The 18,954-nt window shown below is 61.9% G+C and carries 14 protein-coding genes; 4 read left to right on the top strand and 10 right to left on the bottom strand.

All coding sequences use genetic code 11. The features are described from left to right. Positions 1–209: 209 nt before the first annotated feature. The gene (locus CD58_RS26590; protein WP_025215911.1) at positions 210–878 is read right to left on the bottom strand and encodes a polysaccharide lyase family 7 protein; all 669 of its coding nucleotides are present in this window, start codon (positions 876–878) and stop codon (positions 210–212) included. A 280-nt stretch (positions 879–1,158) separates the two neighbouring features. Further along, complete coding sequence (locus CD58_RS26585; RefSeq protein WP_025215910.1) at positions 1,159–1,824, bottom strand: polysaccharide lyase family 7 protein; 666 nt, start codon at positions 1,822–1,824, stop codon at positions 1,159–1,161. Between the two features lie 323 nt (positions 1,825–2,147). Here CD58_RS26585 and CD58_RS26580 point away from each other — a divergent pair, with 323 nt between their 5' ends. Genes CD58_RS26580 through CD58_RS26570 form a run of 3 tightly spaced genes read left to right on the top strand, consistent with a single transcriptional unit; the run spans position 2,148 to position 5,117 of the window. Further along, positions 2,148–4,271: a putative bifunctional diguanylate cyclase/phosphodiesterase gene (locus CD58_RS26580; protein WP_025215909.1), complete on the top strand. Its 2,124-nt coding sequence runs from the start codon at positions 2,148–2,150 to the stop codon at positions 4,269–4,271. 41 nt (positions 4,272–4,312) lie between these two features. After that, complete coding sequence (locus CD58_RS26575) at positions 4,313–4,816, top strand: M48 family metallopeptidase (RefSeq protein WP_025215908.1); 504 nt, start codon at positions 4,313–4,315, stop codon at positions 4,814–4,816. Positions 4,817–4,820: 4 nt separating this feature from the next. Next, entirely contained in the window at positions 4,821–5,117 is a 297-nt protein-coding gene (locus tag CD58_RS26570; RefSeq protein ID WP_025215907.1) for a winged helix-turn-helix domain-containing protein, read from the top strand. Between the two features lie 98 nt (positions 5,118–5,215). Here the strand turns inward: CD58_RS26570 and CD58_RS26565 are convergent, their stop codons facing one another. Then, positions 5,216–5,668: a GNAT family N-acetyltransferase gene (locus tag CD58_RS26565; RefSeq protein ID WP_025215906.1), complete on the bottom strand. Its 453-nt coding sequence runs from the start codon at positions 5,666–5,668 to the stop codon at positions 5,216–5,218. 261 nt (positions 5,669–5,929) lie between these two features. Between CD58_RS26565 and CD58_RS26560 the strand changes: the two genes are divergently transcribed. Continuing rightward, positions 5,930–6,667 carry a substrate-binding periplasmic protein gene (locus tag CD58_RS26560; protein ID WP_025215905.1) on the top strand — a complete coding sequence of 246 codons (738 nt, stop codon included), beginning with the start codon at positions 5,930–5,932 and terminating at the stop codon, positions 6,665–6,667. 121 nt (positions 6,668–6,788) lie between these two features. Here the strand turns inward: CD58_RS26560 and yccS are convergent, their stop codons facing one another. The 7 genes from yccS to betA form a co-directional block, all read right to left on the bottom strand. Continuing rightward, positions 6,789–8,972 (bottom strand): YccS family putative transporter, encoded by a 2,184-nt coding sequence (gene yccS, locus CD58_RS26555; protein WP_025215904.1) that lies wholly within the window; start codon positions 8,970–8,972, stop codon positions 6,789–6,791. A 276-nt stretch (positions 8,973–9,248) separates the two neighbouring features. Then, positions 9,249–10,427: an NAD(P)/FAD-dependent oxidoreductase gene (locus CD58_RS26550; protein WP_025215903.1), complete on the bottom strand. Its 1,179-nt coding sequence runs from the start codon at positions 10,425–10,427 to the stop codon at positions 9,249–9,251. A 194-nt stretch (positions 10,428–10,621) separates the two neighbouring features. Then, positions 10,622–11,959: an ATP-dependent RNA helicase DbpA gene (gene dbpA / locus CD58_RS26545; protein WP_235195335.1), complete on the bottom strand. Its 1,338-nt coding sequence runs from the start codon at positions 11,957–11,959 to the stop codon at positions 10,622–10,624. A gap of 306 nt (positions 11,960–12,265) precedes the next feature. After that, positions 12,266–13,693 (bottom strand): multidrug transporter subunit MdtD, encoded by a 1,428-nt coding sequence (mdtD, locus tag CD58_RS26540; RefSeq protein ID WP_025215901.1) that lies wholly within the window; start codon positions 13,691–13,693, stop codon positions 12,266–12,268. 197 nt (positions 13,694–13,890) lie between these two features. Then, the gene (locus CD58_RS26535) at positions 13,891–15,228 is read right to left on the bottom strand and encodes a TldD/PmbA family protein (RefSeq protein WP_025215900.1); all 1,338 of its coding nucleotides are present in this window, start codon (positions 15,226–15,228) and stop codon (positions 13,891–13,893) included. Further along, complete coding sequence (locus CD58_RS26530; protein WP_025215899.1) at positions 15,228–16,670, bottom strand: TldD/PmbA family protein; 1,443 nt, start codon at positions 16,668–16,670, stop codon at positions 15,228–15,230. Before CD58_RS26530 ends, CD58_RS26535 begins: the two co-directional genes overlap by 1 nt. A 368-nt stretch (positions 16,671–17,038) precedes the next feature. Then, positions 17,039–18,742, bottom strand: a complete 1,704-nt coding sequence (gene betA, locus CD58_RS26525) for a choline dehydrogenase (protein WP_025215898.1) — start codon at positions 18,740–18,742, stop codon at positions 17,039–17,041. Positions 18,743–18,954: the final 212 nt, after the last annotated feature.

Genomic DNA, 18,954 nt, shown 5'->3' with positions numbered 1-18,954 from the left:
TTGGCGTCAGCAGACCGTCAGAGTGGCGTTTGCCGCTTTGGTGCCCGAGACAAGCGACCGTTAGTCGGTTAAAGCGGATTTTTTTTGAACGATAGCGATATGGCACTGCTGCGGGTCGTGTGCTCGATCGAGGGTGAGGTGCGAATGCGAAGCGTGGGGAGGGGGCGACGCAAGCAGCATCCGTGCTGCCATGGCGCCAGGAAAAACGATCAGATGTTGTGGTTGATTTCCAGCAGGCTGAACGTCACTTTTCCGCCTTCGGTGGTGTAGCCGGTGTTGTCCTGCACATACACGCCCGCCTTGAAGTACAGCGGCTTGACCTTCCAGGACGGGTCGATAGTGGTTCTCCAGTTGTAGCCTGCCGCGCTGATGCCCAGTGCGCCCTTCGGACTGAGATGGATCATGTAGGTAAAGCTGCGGTCGAGCTTCACGCCAGTGGCGATGGTGATGACCTGGCCGGTTTCGTCGTCGGGGCGCATGCGCACCTTGGCGACGATGTTGCCGGTGGAGCTGTAGGTTTTGTACTGGTACTCCAGTTTCACCATGGGGCTGGTGCTGTCTTTGGTGTGGATCTGACCGATCACGATCTTGCCGCTGCTGGGCACCTGGTTGACGGTTACTGCAGCACGCAGGATGTTGTCCGCCGCCGGATACAACCAATTGCGCAGGGTGCCGTCGCTGTAGGTTTCTCGCAATTCGCTGCGTGGATAAATCGCGTTTGCAGTCTTGGTGCCGGTCACCGGCGCCCAGAAGAACAGCGTGCCGGTGTCGGAGTGGAAATAGTCGTCCTTGAATCCTTGTGCCAGCCGAGGCGTTTCGATGGTCATTGCCGGGCTGCCTTCGGGGATGCTCAAGTTCCAAGTGTTCAGATCGATCATGGTCGGATCCTGCGTAACGGGCGTAAAAGTGCTGAGTACCAAAGCGGGAGGCTCTACTCCGAGCATTTGGAGTGTGTTGATCACGCAGGAAGGAGTTTTTTGAATAACCATCCGGCGGATGTTTGACGTCAAATGTCCGTCGAATAGGTCGTTTGCAGCATCTGTGCCTGGATGGATAACCGTTAGTCGGTAGTTTCGAGCTCGCCATGAACGATTGTGCATTGATAGGGTCGCCCGGGCGGGCAGCATTGCGTTGCTGCCATGGCGCCACGCAAAGCGCCTAGATGTGATCGATATCCAGCAGGCTGAACGTCACGTTCCCGCCTTCGGTGGGATAACCGGTGTTGTCCTGCACGTACACGCCCGCCTTGAAGTACAGCGGTTTGTCGCTCCAAGTGGAGCTGATGGGAGAGCTCCACTGGTAACCCGCGCCATTGATGGTCAGGACGCCGGCGGGGCTGAGGTGGATTAGGTAAGAGAAGGATTGATTCAGCTTGATGCCCGTGGCGATGGTGATGACCTGGCCTGTTTCGTCGTCCGGGCGCATGCGCACCTTGGCAACGATGTTGCCGGTGGAGCTGTAGGTTTTGTATTGGTATTCCAGTTTCACCATCGGGCTGGTGCTGTCCTTGGCGTGGATCTGGCCAATTACGAGCTTGCCGGTGCTGGGCACCTGGCTGACGGCCAGGGTGGCAGCCAGCTTGTTGTCCGCCGCCGGGTACAGCCAATTGCGCAAAGTGCCGTTGCTGTAGGTTTCACGAAGTTCACTGCGCGGATAAATAGCATTAGCGGTTGTGGCGCCGGTCACCGGTGCCCAGAAAAAAACCGTGCCGGAGTCGGAGTGGAAATACGTGTCCTGGAACCCTTGCACGAGTTGGGACGTTTCGATGGTGGCCGGCGGGCTGCCTTCGGGAATGCTCAGGTTCCAGGTTGAGAGATCGATCATGGTGGGATCCTCTGTCACTCGATGAAAAAGTTGCACGCCACAAAGCAAGGCTCTAGGCCGGTCTTTTTCGGGCGTATTGGCAAACGACGGAAGAAACTGCCGACAGCCGTTCGGCAGACGGCTGACGTCAATTGTCCGTCGAAGTTGTCTGTGCAGCTTTTGTGCCTGAGGTGGGTGACCGTTAGTCGGCTATTTCGGGCTTTGTCTGGATGATGGCGCGATGACACCTACTGCTTTCGGGATTCACGGTCTAGAGTGAGATCACAGTATTTGTCCGCGTTGCTACGTAAAAAACGGACGTGGCGCCCGATAAGAGAAGCAGCATGGAATGCGCGCAACCACCGCTTGGCGAAGACAGCTCTGTCCTTTTGATTGTTGATGATTACCCCGAAAACCTGCTCAGCATGCGAGCGTTGTTGCAGCGTCAGGATTGGAAGGTGATGACCGCGTCCTCGGGTATCGAGGCCCTTAATCTGCTGCTCGAACACGACATCGACCTCGTTCTGCTGGATGTGCAGATGCCGGACATGGACGGCTTCGAAGTGGCGCGCCTGATGCGCGGCAGCCAGCGCACGCGGCTTACGCCGATCATTTTCCTGACCGCCAACGAACAATCCCAGGATGCGGTGATCAAGGGCTACGCCAGTGGCGCCGTGGATTACCTGTTCAAACCTTTCGACCCGCAGATCCTCAAGCCCAAGGTCCAGGCGTTGCTGGAACACCAACGCAATCGCCGGGCCTTGCAGCGCCTGAGCCAGGATCTGGAGGCGGCCAGGGCGTTCAACGCCTCGGTGCTGGACAACGCCGCCGAAGGGATCCTGGTGGTGGATGAGAGCGGCTGTATCCGCTTCGCCAACCCGTCTACGTGCCGTTTGCTCAACGCCACCGTCGATCAGTTGCAGGGGATGCCATTCCTGGACTTCCTGCAGAAGCCTCATATCCCCGAATGGATCGGTTCCGATATCCACATTGCTTATGGCCGTGGCGAAACCTGGCGTTTGCACGACGCTGTCCTGCGCACCGCGCCTGGGCAGCAAGTGTCAGTGGCCTTGTCCTGTGCGCCGCTGCCCGCCGAGCAGAAGGCGATGGTGGTGACACTCCAGGACATGTCGGTGGTTCGCCACTTGCACCAGCAACTCGAGTTCCAGGCGGTCACTGACCCATTGACCGGTTTGCTCAACCGCAGGGGGTTTTATCAGACGGCGGAAAACCTGTTGATGCGCAGCGAACGGTCGGAAAGCAATTGGGTGTTGCTGTACCTGGATCTCGACGGTTTCAAGCGCGTCAATGACTCACTGGGCCATGACGCCGGTGATCGGGTGTTGCGTTGGGTGTCGGAACAATTGAAAGCGTGCCTGCGCCCGTTCGACATCCTGGCCCGGCTTGGCGGAGACGAATTCACGGCACTGCTGGACCTGGAGCTCCCGGAGCATGCGGCCAAGATCGCGGAAAAACTCATCGAACGTGTCTCGATCTGTCAGCAGATCGAAGGCATGGACGTGGCGCTGGGGGCCAGTATCGGCATCGCCACCTACCCGGATTGCGGGTCCAATCTTGATGGTTTGCTGCGCGCGTCCGACATCGCCATGTACGAAGCCAAGCGTGCCGGCCGCCAGCAATACCGTTTTTATGATCACGAAATGAACGGTCGAGCCCGTTCAAGGCTGATGCTCGAGGAAAGCGTGCGCTCGGCCATCGAGAACCGTGACTTCAATATGGTCTATCAGCCCCAGGTGGCCATTGCCGACGGCCGGATCCGTGGGTTCGAAGCGCTGTTGCGCTGGCAGCACCCGAGCGTCGGCGACGTACCCCCGGGGCTGTTCCTGCCGTTGCTGGAGGAGGCGCGGTTGATCAGTCGGCTGGGCAGTTGGATTTATCATCGCAGCGCGGCCCAGCGTAAAGTCTGGGAGCGGATGTTTGCTGATGACCTGGTGTTGGGGGTGAGCCTGAGCAGCACCCAGTTTGGCATGCCGAACTTGGTGACCGAATTGCGCCAGGTCCTCGATCGCCATGCCTTGAAGCCCCGACAGTTGGAGGTGGAGGTGACCGAGGACGCGCTGATGCGCAACCCCGACGAAACCCATAAGCAACTGCGGCTGCTGCGACACCTCGGGGTGCGGGTGGCGCTGGATGACTTCGGTTCGGGGCCGTGCTCGCTGGCGCATCTGCGCGACCTTGAACTCGATACCCTCAAGCTCGACCGGCACCTGATTGCCCGTTTACCTGACTCGCCCCGGGACGCGGCACTGGCCGCTTCGGTGATCGGTCTGTGTCGACAGTTGGGCTTGCGGGTGATCGCCGAAGGGGTCGAGACACCGGAGCAATACCTGTGGCTCAAGACCCATGGCTGCGAGTATGTGCAAGGCTTCCTCGTGGCGCGACCGCTGATGGCCGAAGACACCGATACCTTTGCCAAGCCATTTGACTGGAGCGCGGTGCAGGCCTGAATTCGCTACACTGGCGGCCTTTTGTGACTGTGTTGCCACCGATGACTGCGCTCAAATACCTCCAGGCCTATCCCGCCGCCCTGCAAGCACAAGTGCAGCAATTGATTGCCCAGGATCGGCTGGGCGATTACCTGCAGCAGCGCTATCCCGACCGACATGCGGTCCAGAGCGACAAGGCTCTGTACGGTTATGCGCAGGAACTCAAGCAACAATACCTGCGCAACGCGCCGGCCATCGATAAGGTGCTGTTCGACAACCGTCTCGACCTGACCCACCGCGCCCTCGGCCTGCACACCGCCGTCTCACGGGTGCAGGGCGGCAAGCTCAAGGCCAAGAAGGAAATCCGCATTGCGTCGTTGTTCAAGGACGCGGCGCCTGAATTCCTGAAAATGATCGTGGTGCATGAGTTGGCCCACTTCAAGGAATCGGACCACAACAAGGCGTTCTACCAGCTCTGCGAGCACATGCTGCCGGGGTATCACCAGTTGGAATTCGACTTGCGGGTGTACCTGACCTGGCGTGATCTGCAACAACACAAGGAATGACCGGATGGACGTCAGCAAGACCAAAAGCAGCTTCTATCGCCGTTTGTACGTGGCCTACCTGATCGACAGCGGCGTGGCCAGCAACATCCCCGCGCTCACCGAAGTCACCGGCATGCCGCGGCGTACCGCCCAGGACACCGTTGCGGCGCTGGCGGACCTGGATATTGTGTGTGAGTTCGAACAGGAAGAAGGCGCCCGTAACCACGCCGGGTGTTACCGGATTCGCGATTGGGGGGCGATCGATCGGCGCTGGATCGAGGGGAATTTGCAGGGGATCAAGGCGGTGCTCGAGTATCCCTGAATGCAAGGGGTGTTTGGGCTGGCCCTATCGCGAGCAAGCTCGCTCCCACATTTGGAATGCGTATCCCTGTGGGAGCGAGCTTGCTCGCGATGGCGCCCTCAGGGGCGATGCATTCCAATGTGTGGAATACCATCCTCCAGATACTCCACCCCCACCGGTTCAAACCCATACCGCCCGTAGTACCCCTGCAAATGCGCCTGGGCCGATAATGAGATCGACGTACCGGGCCAGTGCTTCTCGGCGTGCTTGAGTCCCTGTTCCATCAGTTGATGGCCCAATCCCTTGCCCCGGACTTCTGGCGCGATGATCACACGCCCGATCACCACGTCGCTGTTTTGCGAGTGCGGATCGAGCAAGCGCAGGTAGGCCACCAGGTGATTGCCCTGCCACGCCATCAAATGACAGGTGTCGCCCTCCAGGTCCAGGCCGTCGACGTCCGGGTAGGCACAGTTCTGTTCGACGACGAAGACTTCGGCACGCAACTTGAGGATGGCATACAGCTGCTCCTTGCTCAGGTCACTGTGGTGTTTGCAGACCCAATCGATGTCCATTTTTTTGAATTTCCTTAAGAACCTGATGCCGATATTAAGCGCGCTGTCTTCGGAAGTCTCTCGCCAGATCCAGCAAAAAATCTGTGACAAAGGCCAAAATGCCATCATTCCTTTATCGCGGCGTTGTCTTCTTTGTGTAATCTTCGATCCAGGGCTGCGCAACGGTTTCAATGAGCTAACGTTAGGACCGGATATCCGAGGATATCCTTGGAGTTCCGGCTAAAAACAAACCGGGCTTTGAACCCGTCAAGGATGTCTGGCATGCCGCGATTGCATCGAGCTCTTGGTTTGATCGGGTTGCTGTTGCTGAGCCACAACGCTTGCGCACAGAAGTTGCGTCTGGTCGCCGATGGCTGGCCGCCCTTCACCGATTCCACGTTGATCAACGGTGGCTTGGCGACCGATATCGTCAGCACGGCGCTGGCGCGGGCCGGTTATGCCACTGATTTCGAACAGGTGCCCTGGGCCCGGGCGATGCTGGGCATCGGTGAGGGACGCTATGACGTGCTGATCAACGCCTGGTACAGCGAAGAGCGCACCCATATCGGCCAGTTCTCGGCTGAATACCTGCTCAACCGGGTGCGCTTCATCAAGCGCAAGGACGCCCCGATCGATTTCGACAACCTGCAACAGCTGTATGCCTATCCCATCGCCGTGGTGCGCGGCTACGCCTACTCCAAGGCATTCGATGAAGACCGGCAGATGCAGAAAGTCCCTGTGCATAACTTCGCGATGGCCGTGCGCATGCTGGTGGCCGACCGCGTGAAGTTGACCCTGGAAGACGAATACGTCGCCCGTTATTACCTGTCCCGCGAATCCGCCAAGGTGCGTAACGCCGTGGAATTCCTGCCCAAGCCCTTGAGTGAAAACAGCCTGCACATCCTGGTCAGCCTCAAGAACCCGGAGCATGAGCAGATCGTGGCGGGGTTTGATCGGGAGATTGCGGCGATGAAGGCGGATGGGAGTTATGAGCGGTTACTGAAGCAACATGGGATGTGAGCCCAGTGGATGAGTTGCCTGGGCTGGCCCCTTCGCGAGCAAGCCCGCTCCCACAGGAGAATGCATTCCAAATGTGGGAGCGGGCTTGCTCGCGAAGAGGCCGGCCCATTCACCACAGTTCTCAAGCCTCACTGGTGTCCTTGATCAAATGCGCCGCCAGGGTCCGCAAGGGCCCCAGCTGACGACAGATCAACCCCAATTGCGTCTGCACCAACCGCTGCCCTTCGTCAATGTCATCGGGCATCTGCTCAAGCTCGTTGGCCAGGGCTTCCTCCTCGTCGCTCTGGATCACAATCGGCGTTTTACTCGCCAGGCCTTGGGCGATTTCGTCGATGCTAGTTGCCAGTTTTACTCCCGCCCCGTCGATCAGCTGCTGGCGCACATCCGCCGGCAATTCGGTACCTCGGTGGGCGCCCAGGCCTGACAGGTAACTGAGCAAGGTGTGGGACAGCACCAAGAAGCGGAAGCCCACATCGGCTTCCTTACGGAAATGCCCCGGTTCCATCAGCATGTTGGCCAGGGTGGTGGACAGGGCGGCATCGGCGTTGTGGGCGTTGCGTCGGGCCAGGCGATAGGCCAGGTCGTCACTTTTGCCGGCGGCGTATTGCTGCATGATCTGGCGCAGGTAAATGCTGTTGCAGGTCAGCGTGTTGGCCAGCACTTTGTTCAGCCGCCGGCCCTGCCAGTCCGGCAGGAACAGGAACACCGCAAGCCCGGCGATCAGGCTGCCGAGCAAGGTATCGAATAGCCGCGGCAGCAGCAGCCCGTAGCCGTCGCCCACCTGGTTGAAGCAGAACAGCACCATGATGGTGATCGCCGCCGTCGCCAGGGTGTAGCGGGTCGTGCGGTTGGTAAAGAACACCACCCCGGCGGCAATGGCGAAGCACGATTGCACCAGCGGGTTGGGAAACAGATCGAACAGCGCCCAGGCCACGGTCAGGCCGATGGCGGTGCCGATGATCCGCTGGCCGAGCTTGCGCCGGGTGGCACCGTAGTTGGGTTGGCAAACGAACAGCGTGGTGAGGATGATCCAGTAACCCTGGGACGGGTGGATCATATGCACCACGGCGTAGCCCACGCTCAGGGCCAGGGGCAATCGCAGGGCATGGCGGAACAGCAGCGAGGTGGGCGTGAGCTGTGTGCGCAGGCGCAGCCAGACGTCCTTGAGGTTGCGCGGCGAGCGGTCCAGCAGGCTGCTGTCGGTGGCGTCGGCCAGGGCGTCGGGGTTGCTCGCATCGCTGAGCAGGCGGTCCATGGTGCCCAGGTTCGCCGCCAGTGCCCGCAACGAACGCAGCAAACCGCGCCAGGCCGGGTTGCTCTGGATGCGCAGATGTTCCAGCGACGCGTGCAGATCGTTGAGGGCTTCAGCGAAGGTGTGGTCGTAGACGAACGGTTGGCGCAGTTGGATCGACTCGGCCAGCGCCTGGCAGGCTTTGCCTTGCTGGCGCAGCAGGCGTTGGCAGCGGAACAGCACATCGCTGTGGAAGAACGCCTCGGCCAAGGCGTTGTAGGGGTAATGGGAGGAACTGGCGCGTTCGTGGATGTCTTGGGCGAGGAAGTACAGCTTCAGGTAGCGGCTGACCTTCGAACCCGGTCGGCCATTGCCCACGCGGTGCAGGATGATTTCCTTCGCGCTGTTGAGCGCCGCGACCACCCGGCCGTTCTGTTGGGCCAGTTCCAGGCGACGGGCCTCGACGTCCAGCTGGCGGATCGGCTCCAGGAGCGAGGACTTGAGTTTCAGGTAACGTCCCAACTCGCGAAACAGCCGCGCCAGGCTTTGCTGCACCGGTTGGTTGGAAAACAGTGCTTGCCACAGCACCGAAAGCAGGCCGTACCACGTAGCGCCGGCCACCAGCAGCAGAGGCTCGTGCCAGAAGTCGTTAACCGCGCCACCACGCTGGTCCACGCCGATCATGGTGTAGACCGACAGAATCAAGGTGGCCGAGGCAATCGCGCCATAGCGTTCACCCAAGGCGCCGAGCATGGTCAGGCCAAAGCTCGCCAGGGCCAGGGCGATGATGAACAGGATGGGGTAGGGGAACAGCAACTCCACCGACAGCGCCGCGACGGTGAAGCACACCAGGGTCACGGCCAGCGCAGTGAGGCGGCCCTGCCAACTGTCGTCGGTCTCGGCCAGGGCGCTGGCGATGATGCCCAGGAACAGGGGAATCAGCAGCGCCATCTCATCCAGGTACCAGCACAGCCCCATGCTGCCGGTCAGGGCGATGAATACCCGCACGCTATAACTGAACTTATCCAACGCCCAAAGGCGACGCAGAGACTGGCTAAACGAGGTCGATGACATGAAGTGCACGGGCCTGACGGGCAATGACGCTAAATTGAGGCAGTAATGACGCCGACGCAATGGCGGCGATCACATCTGACAGCAAAAAGTATTCCGGGATGCACCTGAGTCCACTGCACCTGTGGCGAGGGAGCTTGCTCCCGCTGGGCTGCGAAGCAGCCCTTTCTGATGCACTGAGTTTATTCAGACAGCACGAGGTGCCTGTCTTGCGACTGCTGCGCAGTCGAGCGGGAGCAAGCTCCCTCGCCACAAAGGCAGGCTCGACACAGGTTGGGATCAGACGTACTGCGCCGCCGCATAACCCGAAGCCCAGGCCCACTGGAAGTTGAACCCGCCCAGGTGCCCGGTGACGTCCAGCACTTCGCCAATGAAATACAGCCCGGGGCTTTTCAGGGACTCCATGGTCTTGGACGAGACTTCCCGGGTGTCGACGCCGCCGAGGGTGACTTCGGCGGTACGGTAGCCTTCAGTGCCGGCCGGAACGACATTCCAGCTCGCCAGCTTCTCGGCAATGTCCGCCAGCTCCGCGTGGGTGTATTGCTTCATGGGTTTGGAGACGAACCAGGTATCGGCCAGCAGGTTGGCCATTTTCTTGGTGAACAGCTCGCCCAGCAGGGTTTTCAGTTCGCTGTTGGGGCGTTCGGCCTGTTGCTGTTGCAGCCATTGCGGCACGTCGTGGTCTGGCAGCAGGTTGATCTGCACCGTGTCCCCCGGTTCCCAGAACGAGGAAATCTGCAGGATCGCCGGGCCGCTCAGGCCACGGTGGGTGAACAGGATGTTCTCGCGAAAGCTCTGGTCGTTGCAGCTCACCAGGCAATCCACCGAGGTGCCCGACAGCTCGGTGCACAGCGCCTTGAGCTGATCGGTGATGGTGAACGGCACCAGGCCGGCGCGGGTCGGCAACAACTCATGTCCAAACTGTTTCGCCACCTGATAGCCGAAACCGGTCGCCCCCAGGGTCGGGATCGACAGTCCGCCCGTGGCGATCACCAAGGACTGGCAGGCGATGGCGTCGAGGGTGGTTTGCAGCAGGTAGCCGCCGGCGGTTTTTTCGATCTGGGTGATCGAGGTGTCCAGGTGCAGGCTGACGCCGGCTTGCTCGCATTCATCCAGCAGCAGGCCGAGGATGTCGCTGGACTTGTTATCGCAAAACAACTGGCCGAGCTTTTTCTCGTGATAGGGCACGCCGTGCTTGGCCACCAGGGCGATGAAATCCCATTGGGTGTAGCGGGCCAGGGCTGATTTGCAGAAGTGTGGGTTCTGCGAGAGAAAATTGCCCGGCTCGGTGTACATGTTGGTGAAATTGCAGCGTCCACCGCCGGACATGAGGATTTTCTTGCCGGCCTTGTTGGCGTGGTCCAGCAACAGCACCTGCCGCCCGCGCGCGGCGGCGGTTAGCGCGCACATCAACCCTGCGGCGCCAGCGCCAATGATCACGACTTCGGTAGAGCGCAAAACGGTGTCCTCTGAATATCTGGGGTCTGGCAGGGGGTTGCTCTTGTGGCGAGGGAGCTTGCTCCCGCTCGAGCGCGAAGCGGTCGCAAAACCAACGAACGCGAACTGTCTGGAGCACCGGGTTCATCGCTTTTGGGGCTGCTGCGCAGCCCAGCGTGAGCAAGCTCCCTCGCCACAGGGTGGATCAGCAGCGGTCAGAGAATTCGCACCCGCAACGACCGCCCCTTGATCTTGCCATCGTTCAGGCGTTGCAGCGCCTGCTTGGCGATGCCGCGTTCCACGGCCACATAGGCCTGGAAATCGAAAATCGCGATCTTGCCGACCTGGGCACCGGGGATGCCGGCGTCGCCGGTCAGGGCGCCGAGGATGTCGCCGGGGCGGACTTTGTCCTTGCGCCCGGCACCGATGCACAGGGTGCTCATGACCGGCAGCAGCGGAGCGCCGCCCTGGGACTTGAGGTTGTCCAGTTGATCCCAGCTCAGCGGCGACTTCTGCAGTTGCTCGATGGCCTGGGCGCGGTGGGCTTCGGACGGCGCCACCAGGCTGATGGCGATGCCTTTTTCCCCGGCCCGGCCAGTACGACCCACGCGGTGGATATGAATTTCCGAGTCCCGGGCCAGCTCGACGTTGATCACCATGTCCAGGGCATCGATGTCCAGGCCGCGGGCCGCGACGTCGGTGGCCACCAGCACCGAGGTGCTGCGGTTGGCGAACATCGCCAGTACCTGGTCACGGTCACGCTGTTCCAGGTCGCCGTGCAGGCCGACGGCGGAAATGCCTTTGGACGTCAGGTGATCGACGGTTTCCTGGACCTGCTGCTTGGTGAAGCAGAACGCCACGCAGGAGGCCGGACGGAAATGCGCCAGCACCTTGACCACCGCGTCCATGCGCTCCTCGGGGGAGATCTCGTAGAAGCGCTGCTCGATCTGCGCGTCGGAGTGAAACGCCTCGGCCTTCACTTGCTGCGGGTTGCGCATGAATTTGGACGACAGTTGCTTGATGCCCACCGGGTACGTGGCCGAGAACAGCAGCGTCTGGCGGCGTTCCGGGGTCTGCTGGATGATGTCTTCGATGGCGTCGTAGAAGCCCATGTCGAGCATGCGGTCGGCTTCGTCGAGGATCAGCGTGTTGAGGCCGTCGAGCACCAGCGAGCCCTTGCGCAGGTGCTGCTGGATACGCCCGGGCGTGCCGACGATGATGTGGGCGCCGTGTTCAAGGGAGGCGATCTGCGGGCCGAAAGACACGCCACCGCACAGGGTCAGGACCTTGATGTTGTCTTCGGCGCGGGCCAGGCGGCGGATTTCCTTGGCCACTTGGTCGGCCAGTTCGCGGGTCGGGCACATCACCAGCGCTTGGCAACCGAAGAAGCGCGGGTTGATCGGGTTCAGCAGGCCGATGCCAAAAGCCGCGGTCTTGCCGCTGCCGGTCTTGGCCTGGGCGATCAGGTCCATGCCCTTGAGAATCACCGGCAAGCTCTGCGCCTGGATCGGCGTCATCTGGGCATAACCGAGTGATTCGAGGTTAGCCAGCATGGCGGCGGACAGCGGCAAAGTATTAAAAGCGGTGGCAATGGTGGTCACGGGACTGGCCTGCAAAACAAAATGTCGCGCAGTGTAGCAGCCTCGTGCCACTTCTTTCGAAAGTTCTGGACGAACGTGGTGTGGCCCCTGTGGCGAGGGAGCTTGCTCCCGCTCGGCTGCGCAGCAGTCGTAACCCAGGCGACGCGATATTTCAGTTACACCGTGTTGACCGATTTTGGGGGCGCTTCGCACCCCAGCGGGAGCAAGCTCCCTCGCCACAAGAGCCAACATGCCCAGACAGCGTTCCAAGCGCCTGGATTAATGCTCGATATGCTCATCCGGCCGCTTGACGCGCCGCCCATCCTGCTTCGACAGCTGGGAAAAAATCGTCGCCGCCAGCATCGCCATGATCCCCACCGTCACGAACGTCAGCTGGAACGCCCCCAGCACCGTGTCCACGCCGTCGTTACCGACCTGGGCCGTAAAGCCGCCGAGCAAGGCGCCGGCGCAGGCCACGCCGAGGCTCAGGGACAGTTGCGCCACTACCGACAGCAGGCTGTTGCCGCTGCTGGCGCTGGCGTCGTCCAAGTCGATCAGGGTCACGGTATTCATCGCGGTGAATTGCAGCGAGTTGATCGCCCCCAACACCGCCAGTTGCGCCAGCAGCAGCCAATACGGCGTCTGTTCGCTGACCAGGCCCATGCTCGCCAGCATCAGGCCCAGGGCGAGGGTGTTGCCGGTCAGGACGATGCGATAGCCCAGGCGTTCGATCAGCGGCCGGGCCACGGATTTGGCAACCATGGCCGCCGCCGCCAGGGGCAGCATGCTCATCCCGGCTTGGGACGGCGAGTAACCCAGGGCCACTTGCAGCAGCAACGGCACCAGGAACGGCAGGGCGCCGCTGCCCAGACGCGCGAACAGGTTGCCAAGGATGCCCACGGCGAAGGTCCGGGTCTTGAACAGCGACGGCGGGAACAGCGCATTCTCGACGTGCCCGGCCCGCAGCCAATAGGCCGCCAGGCAGGCCATGCCGCCGAACAGCAACAGCATCACCCGCAGGTGCGGCAGGTGCAGTTCGCCCAGGCCCTCCATGGCGACGGTGATCAGTACCATCGCCGCGCCGAACAGCAGGAACCCCAGGCCATCGAACCGGGTGCGCTCGCTGCCGCGCAGGTCGGGGATGAACTTCCACACCGCATAACAACCGATCACGCCCACCGGCAGGTTGATGATGAAGATCCAGTGCCAGGTCAGGTACTCCACCATCCAGCCGCCCATGGTCGGGCCGATCAGCGGGCCGAGCAGGCCTGGAATGGTGATGAAGCCCATGATCCGCACCAGTTCCGAGCGCGGGTAGGCCCGCAGCACCACCAGCCTGCCCACCGGCAGCATCAGCGCGCCGCCCAGGCCCTGGATGACCCGGGCACCGATCAGCATGCTCAACGAACTGGACAGGGCACACAGCAGCGAGCCGAAGCTGAACAACAGGATCGCGCCGAAGAAAATCTTCTTGGTGCCAAAGCGGTCGGCGATCCAGCCCGAGGCCGGGATCAACAGCGCCACGGTGAGCATGTAGGCAATGATCACGCCCTGCATGCGCAGCGGGTTTTCCGCCAGGTCACGGGCCATGGCGGGCAGGGCGGTGTTGAGGATGGTCCCGTCCAGGGACTGCATGAAGAAGGCGATTGCCACGACCCACGGAAGCCAGCGGGCGGTGACGGCGTCGAGCGGTGCGCGGTTGGGCATGGGACCTCTTGTATGGCGTGTTGATCAGGAACAGGTGCCGCTGTTGTGGCGAGGGAGCTTGCTCCCGCTGGGTTGCGAAGCAACCCTGAAACCAGGCACCGCGGTGTTTCAGGTGCGTTGGGTCAGCAGGGTTTTGCGACTGCTGCGCCGTCGAGCGCGAGCAAGCTCCCTCGCCACAGGGGGTCGAACTCCGGTCATTACAACGTCAAGGTCAACCGCTTCACCAGCGCCCCCGGCAACAACATCGAGGCCGTGGCTCGCTGGCTGTAGGTGCTGGCCGAGAGCAGAAGTTCCCGCTCTTGGGTCAGGCTTTCGAGTTGTGAGCCGAGCAGGCTGTAGACACTGTCGTCGAAACGCATGGTGCTGACCGGCGCGACAATCTGGCCGTTCTCGACCCAGAACGTGGCAAAGCGGGTCATGCCGGTCAGGCGTGCGGCCGGCTGGTCCGAGTAGTTCAGGTACCAGAGGTTGCTGATGTACAGCCCGGTGCCGAGGGCGTCGAGGATGTGTTTCTGCTCCAGCAGACCTTCCTGCATGACCAGCGCCGTGGGGTATTCATAGCTGCTGGCGCCGTTGGTGGTGAGGCCGTATTCGGCGGCGCTGCGGGAGTTGACCAGCCGCGCATTGGCCGTGCCCTTGGCGATCAGCGCCAGGTCATTGCGAGGATAGCCTTCGTCGGAAAACGCCGGGCTCAAGGAGCCGCTGACCTGCTCGTGCAGCCATACGGTGGGGCTGAAGTGGGCTTCGCTGGCGTAGAACTTCTGCAACGGGCTCTGCTTACTGGCAATCGCCCGGGCCGAGAACCCGCCCCAGCTGAGCATGCCCATGATCTCTTCCAGCGCGGCCGGCGCCAGGTAGGCGCGGTACTCGCCGGGCGGCAGCGTTCGCAGCGGTCGGCCCAGGAACGCCAATTGCTGACGGGCCTGTTCGAAGCGCTGGGCAAACCCTTCGCCGCTCCACGCATGCCCGGCGTAACTGGCTTTCACGGCCTGGCCGTTTTCATGGAACAGGCTGAAATCGAAGTTGAAGCTGTTGGCCTGATGCCAGCCGAACGCCCCCGAAGAACTGGCAAAGCCACGGCTGATGGGCCCGGCGGCATAGAACCCCACCAGGTCCAGGCCTTCGGCGGCGCGGGTGATTTCGGCCACGACCTGCTCGGTGTCCGGCAGCGGATGGTCCTGTACGTTGTGGCTCTGCCAGTGGTTGTGATTGAGCAGCAGGTACGGATCGCGGGGCAGCAACGGCAAGGTTTCGCGCAGTTGTTGCAGGCCTTCGGCCAAGCGTTGCAAATCCGTCTCGGCTTCACCGGACAAGGTGATCTGCAAGTCGGCGTGGCGACCGTCGTCGATCAGTTTGAAACTGACATTGGCCTGTTGCACTTGCCCGGCCTGGCGGACCTTGCCATGGTTGAAGCGCACGAAGGCCGAGGACTCGGCGGCGTAGCCGAGGGTGAACTGTTCCGGCCCATGCAGGGCGTCGCGCAGCCAGTCGACCAGCGCCTTGAACGCCCCAGCCTGATTATTGACTGTACTCATCAGGCATCTCCCCCAAACACATCGACGTTGCTGAACACACAGGCCGGCGACGCATGGCCGACACGGATGACCTGGTTCGGTTCGCCCTTGCCACAGTTCGGTGTGCCCAGGACCTGGGAGGTACTGGCATCGCCCACGGCGCGCAGGCTCTTCCAGAATTGTGCGGAAATGCCCCGGTAGTTGGGGTTCTTCACCACGCCCTTGAGTTCGCCGTTCTCAATCAACTGGCCCCACTCGCAGCCGAACTGGAATTTGTTGCGGGCATCGTCGATGGACCAGGAGCGGTTGGTGCGCATCAGCACGCCGCGCTCGATGCCCTGGATCAGTTGCTCCAGGGGCTGGTCGCCGGGTTCGATGTTCAGGTTCGCCATGCGGTCGATGGGCGGGCGGTTCCAACCGCAGGCGCGGCTGTTGGCAACGCCGTCCAGGCCAGCGCGGAACTGCGACAGTGCACCGCCCAGCGGGCGCAGCAGCCGACCTTCACGAATCAGGAATTGTTTGCTCGCGGCACTGCCGTCGTCGTCATGGCTGTAGCTCGCCAGTTCCTCGGGAATGTTCGGGTCGAACGTCACGTTCAACAGGCTGGAGCCGTATTGCAGGTGTCCGAAGTCGCTGGTCTTGACGAAGCTGGTGCCGGCGTAATTGCGTTCGTCCCCCAGGATGCGGTCCAGCTCCAGCGGATGGCCGATGGACTCGTGTATCTGCAGCATCATCTGGTCGGGCATCAGCAGCAGGTCGCGGGGGCCTTGCGGGGTGTTCGGTGCCATCAGCAATTGCAGGGCCTGATCAGCGATTTTTGGCCCGGCGCCGATCAGGCCGCAGCGGCTGATCACATCGAAGCCACCTTGCTGGCCGAAGTTTTCCCGGCCCAGGGTGCGGGTTTGGCTGTCGTGGCCGTCGAAGGCGGTGACCTCCAGCGACGGGTAGACAAAGCGCTGGGCCTGGCGCAGTTCAGCGCCGGCGCTGTTGAGGTAGATCTGTTCGACCTGGGTCAGGCCGATGCTGACTTGCCAATTCACCAGGCGTTCGTCCTGGGGCACCGCGGCCGACTCGGCACCGAGCAACTGGTAGCAATCGCTCAGGGAGGGGAAGGCCTGGTCGAAATGGGGCGAGCAGTAATCGGCGCGGTCGCTGGACACCGATTGTTCGCGCAAGTCGAGCAGGGCATGGGGCTTGAGCCGGCGGGCTTGTTGCTCGGCCCGCTCCAGCGCCGCTTGCAGGCCGGCCAGGGACAGATCGTTGGTGGCGGCATACGCCTCGACGCCATTGACCCGCGCGGTGAGCATCGCGCCTTCATCACGGCCAAGGCTGGGCGGTTCGGCGACATTCTTGCGCACCGACAAATGCTGGCCGGACTCGCGCACATAACGCAGGGAAAAGAATTCAGCGCCCGTGCGCAAGGCAGCAAAACGCTGCTTGAGCTGGGGGTAGAAGTCGAACATGGAACCTCCTTGTCTGGAGCGAGGGTGCGGCGCAGTGCGGTGATTTGACGCGGCGGCTCTAGATTAGGCCTGGGGTGGGGGCGGGATCAAGGTAGAAGGGAATACTGAGGTGTCAGGGCGGACGTTATCGCGAGCAAGCTCGCTCCCACATAGGATCTTCAGTGACCACAAAATCTGTGTCTGCCGCAGATCCAATGTGGGAGCGGGCTTGCTCGCGAAAGCGGTGTGACAGGCAGTGAAGATGTTGGCTGTGAAGGCCCCTTCGCGAGCAAGCCCGCTCCCACAGTTGATGGTTGTCAGGCACAAAATCTGTGTCTGCCGCAGATCCAATGTGGGAGCGAGCTTGCTCGCGATGACGGTCCTGAGTCTTACTGGGCCATTGGCCCCACTTCCCGCATCGGCTTGCCGCGCACCGGCGCGTCGCCGGCCACGTAGTACGGGGCAGTGCTGCGTGGCAATGGCTTGCGACCACGGATCTTGTCGGCGATTTTCTCGGCGATCATGATCGTCGGCGCGTTCAGGTTGCCGGTGGTGATGATCGGCATGATCGAGGCATCCACCACGCGCAGCCCCTGCATGCCATGCACGCGACCTTCGCCATCCACCACCGCCATGGCGTCGGTGCCCATCTTGCACGAGCAGGACGGATGGAACGCGGTTTCGGCGTGTTCGCGGATGAACTGGTCCAGTTGCTCGTCCGTCTGCACCTCGATACCCGGGCTGATCTCGCGACCACGGAACGGATCGAGCGCCGGCTGCTGCATGATCTCGCGGGTCAGGCGGATGCCATCGCGAAATTCCTGCCAGTCTTGTTCGGTCGCCATGTAGTTGAACAGGATGCTCGGGTACTGGCGTGGATCCTTGGACTTGACCTGGACCCGGCCACGGCTTGGCGAACGCATGGAGCCCATGTGCGCCTGGAAGCCATGTTCCTTCACACCGTTGCTGCCGTTGTAGTTAATCGCCACCGGCAGGAAGTGATACTGGATGTTCGGCCAATCGAAATCCGGCCGGGTGCGGATGAAACCGCCGGCCTCGAACTGGTTGCTGGCGCCGATGCCGGTGCCGTTGAACAGCCACTCGGCACCAATGGCCGGCTGGTTGTACCAGAGCAGCGACGGGTACAGCGAAACCGGTTGGGTGCAGGCGTATTGCAGGTACAGCTCAAGGTGATCCTGGAGGTTTTCACCGACGCCCGGCAGGTCGTGGACCACCGGGATGTCGAGGCTTTCCAGTAATTTGGCCGGACCGACGCCGGAGCGTTGCAGGATCTGCGGCGAGGCGATGGCGCCGGAGCACAGCAGCACTTCCTTGCGCGCCCGGGCCTCGACGCGCTCTTCGGCAGCGCCCACCAGGTAACGCACACCGACGGCGCGTTTGCCTTCGAACACGATCTTGTCGGTCAGGGCGTGAGTCACGATGGTCAGTGTCGAGCGCTTCTTGGCGATATCCAGGTAACCGCGCGCGGTACTGGCGCGACGGCCGTTGGGCGTGACGGTGCGGTCCATCGGGCCGAAACCTTCCTGCTGGTAGCCGTTGAGGTCTTCGGTACGCGGGTAACCGGCCTGCACACCGGCCTCGACCATGGCGTGGAACAGCGGGTTGTTGCCGGCCTTGGGCGTGGTCACGCTGACCGGGCCGTCGCCGCCGTGGTAATCGTTCGGGCCGATGTCCCGAGTCTCCGCTTTTCTGAAGTAGGGCAGGCAGTCCAGGTACGTCCAGTCCTCAAGACCAGGCAGTTTTGACCAGTTGTCATAGTCCAGGGCGTTGCCGCGGATGTAGCACATGCCGTTGATCAGCGAAGAACCGCCCAGCCCCTTGCCGCGACCGCACTCCATCCGGCGACCGTTCATGTGCGGCTCTGGGTCGGTCTCGTAGGCCCAGTTGTAGCGCCGGCCCTGCAGCGGGAACGCCAGGGCGGCGGGCATTTGTGTGCGGAAGTCGAGGCGATAGTCCGGGCCGCCGGCTTCGAGCAGCAGGACGGTGACGCCCTCGTCTTCGGTCAGGCGGGTGGCCAGGGTGTTACCGGCCGAGCCGGCGCCGATGATGATGTAGTCGAATACGTGGGACATGAAATGCACCCTCTTTTTGAATTGGGTTCAGGTCGCGGTTGCCTTGACGCCGCATAACCTGTGGCGAGGGGATTTATCCCCGTTCGGCTGCGCAGCAGTCGTAAATCAGCGACTGGGTTTGTCTGAAGAATGGGGGGCCTTGGGGAGGGGCTGCTACGCAGCCCCACGGGGATAAATCCCCTCGCCACAACAGCGTTCACTCAAGGCCTCGC

This window comes from Pseudomonas brassicacearum (genome assembly GCF_000585995.1).
Taxonomy (GTDB): Bacteria; Pseudomonadota; Gammaproteobacteria; order Pseudomonadales; family Pseudomonadaceae; genus Aquipseudomonas; species Aquipseudomonas brassicacearum_A.
This window is presented reverse-complemented; position numbering and strand designations above follow the sequence as displayed.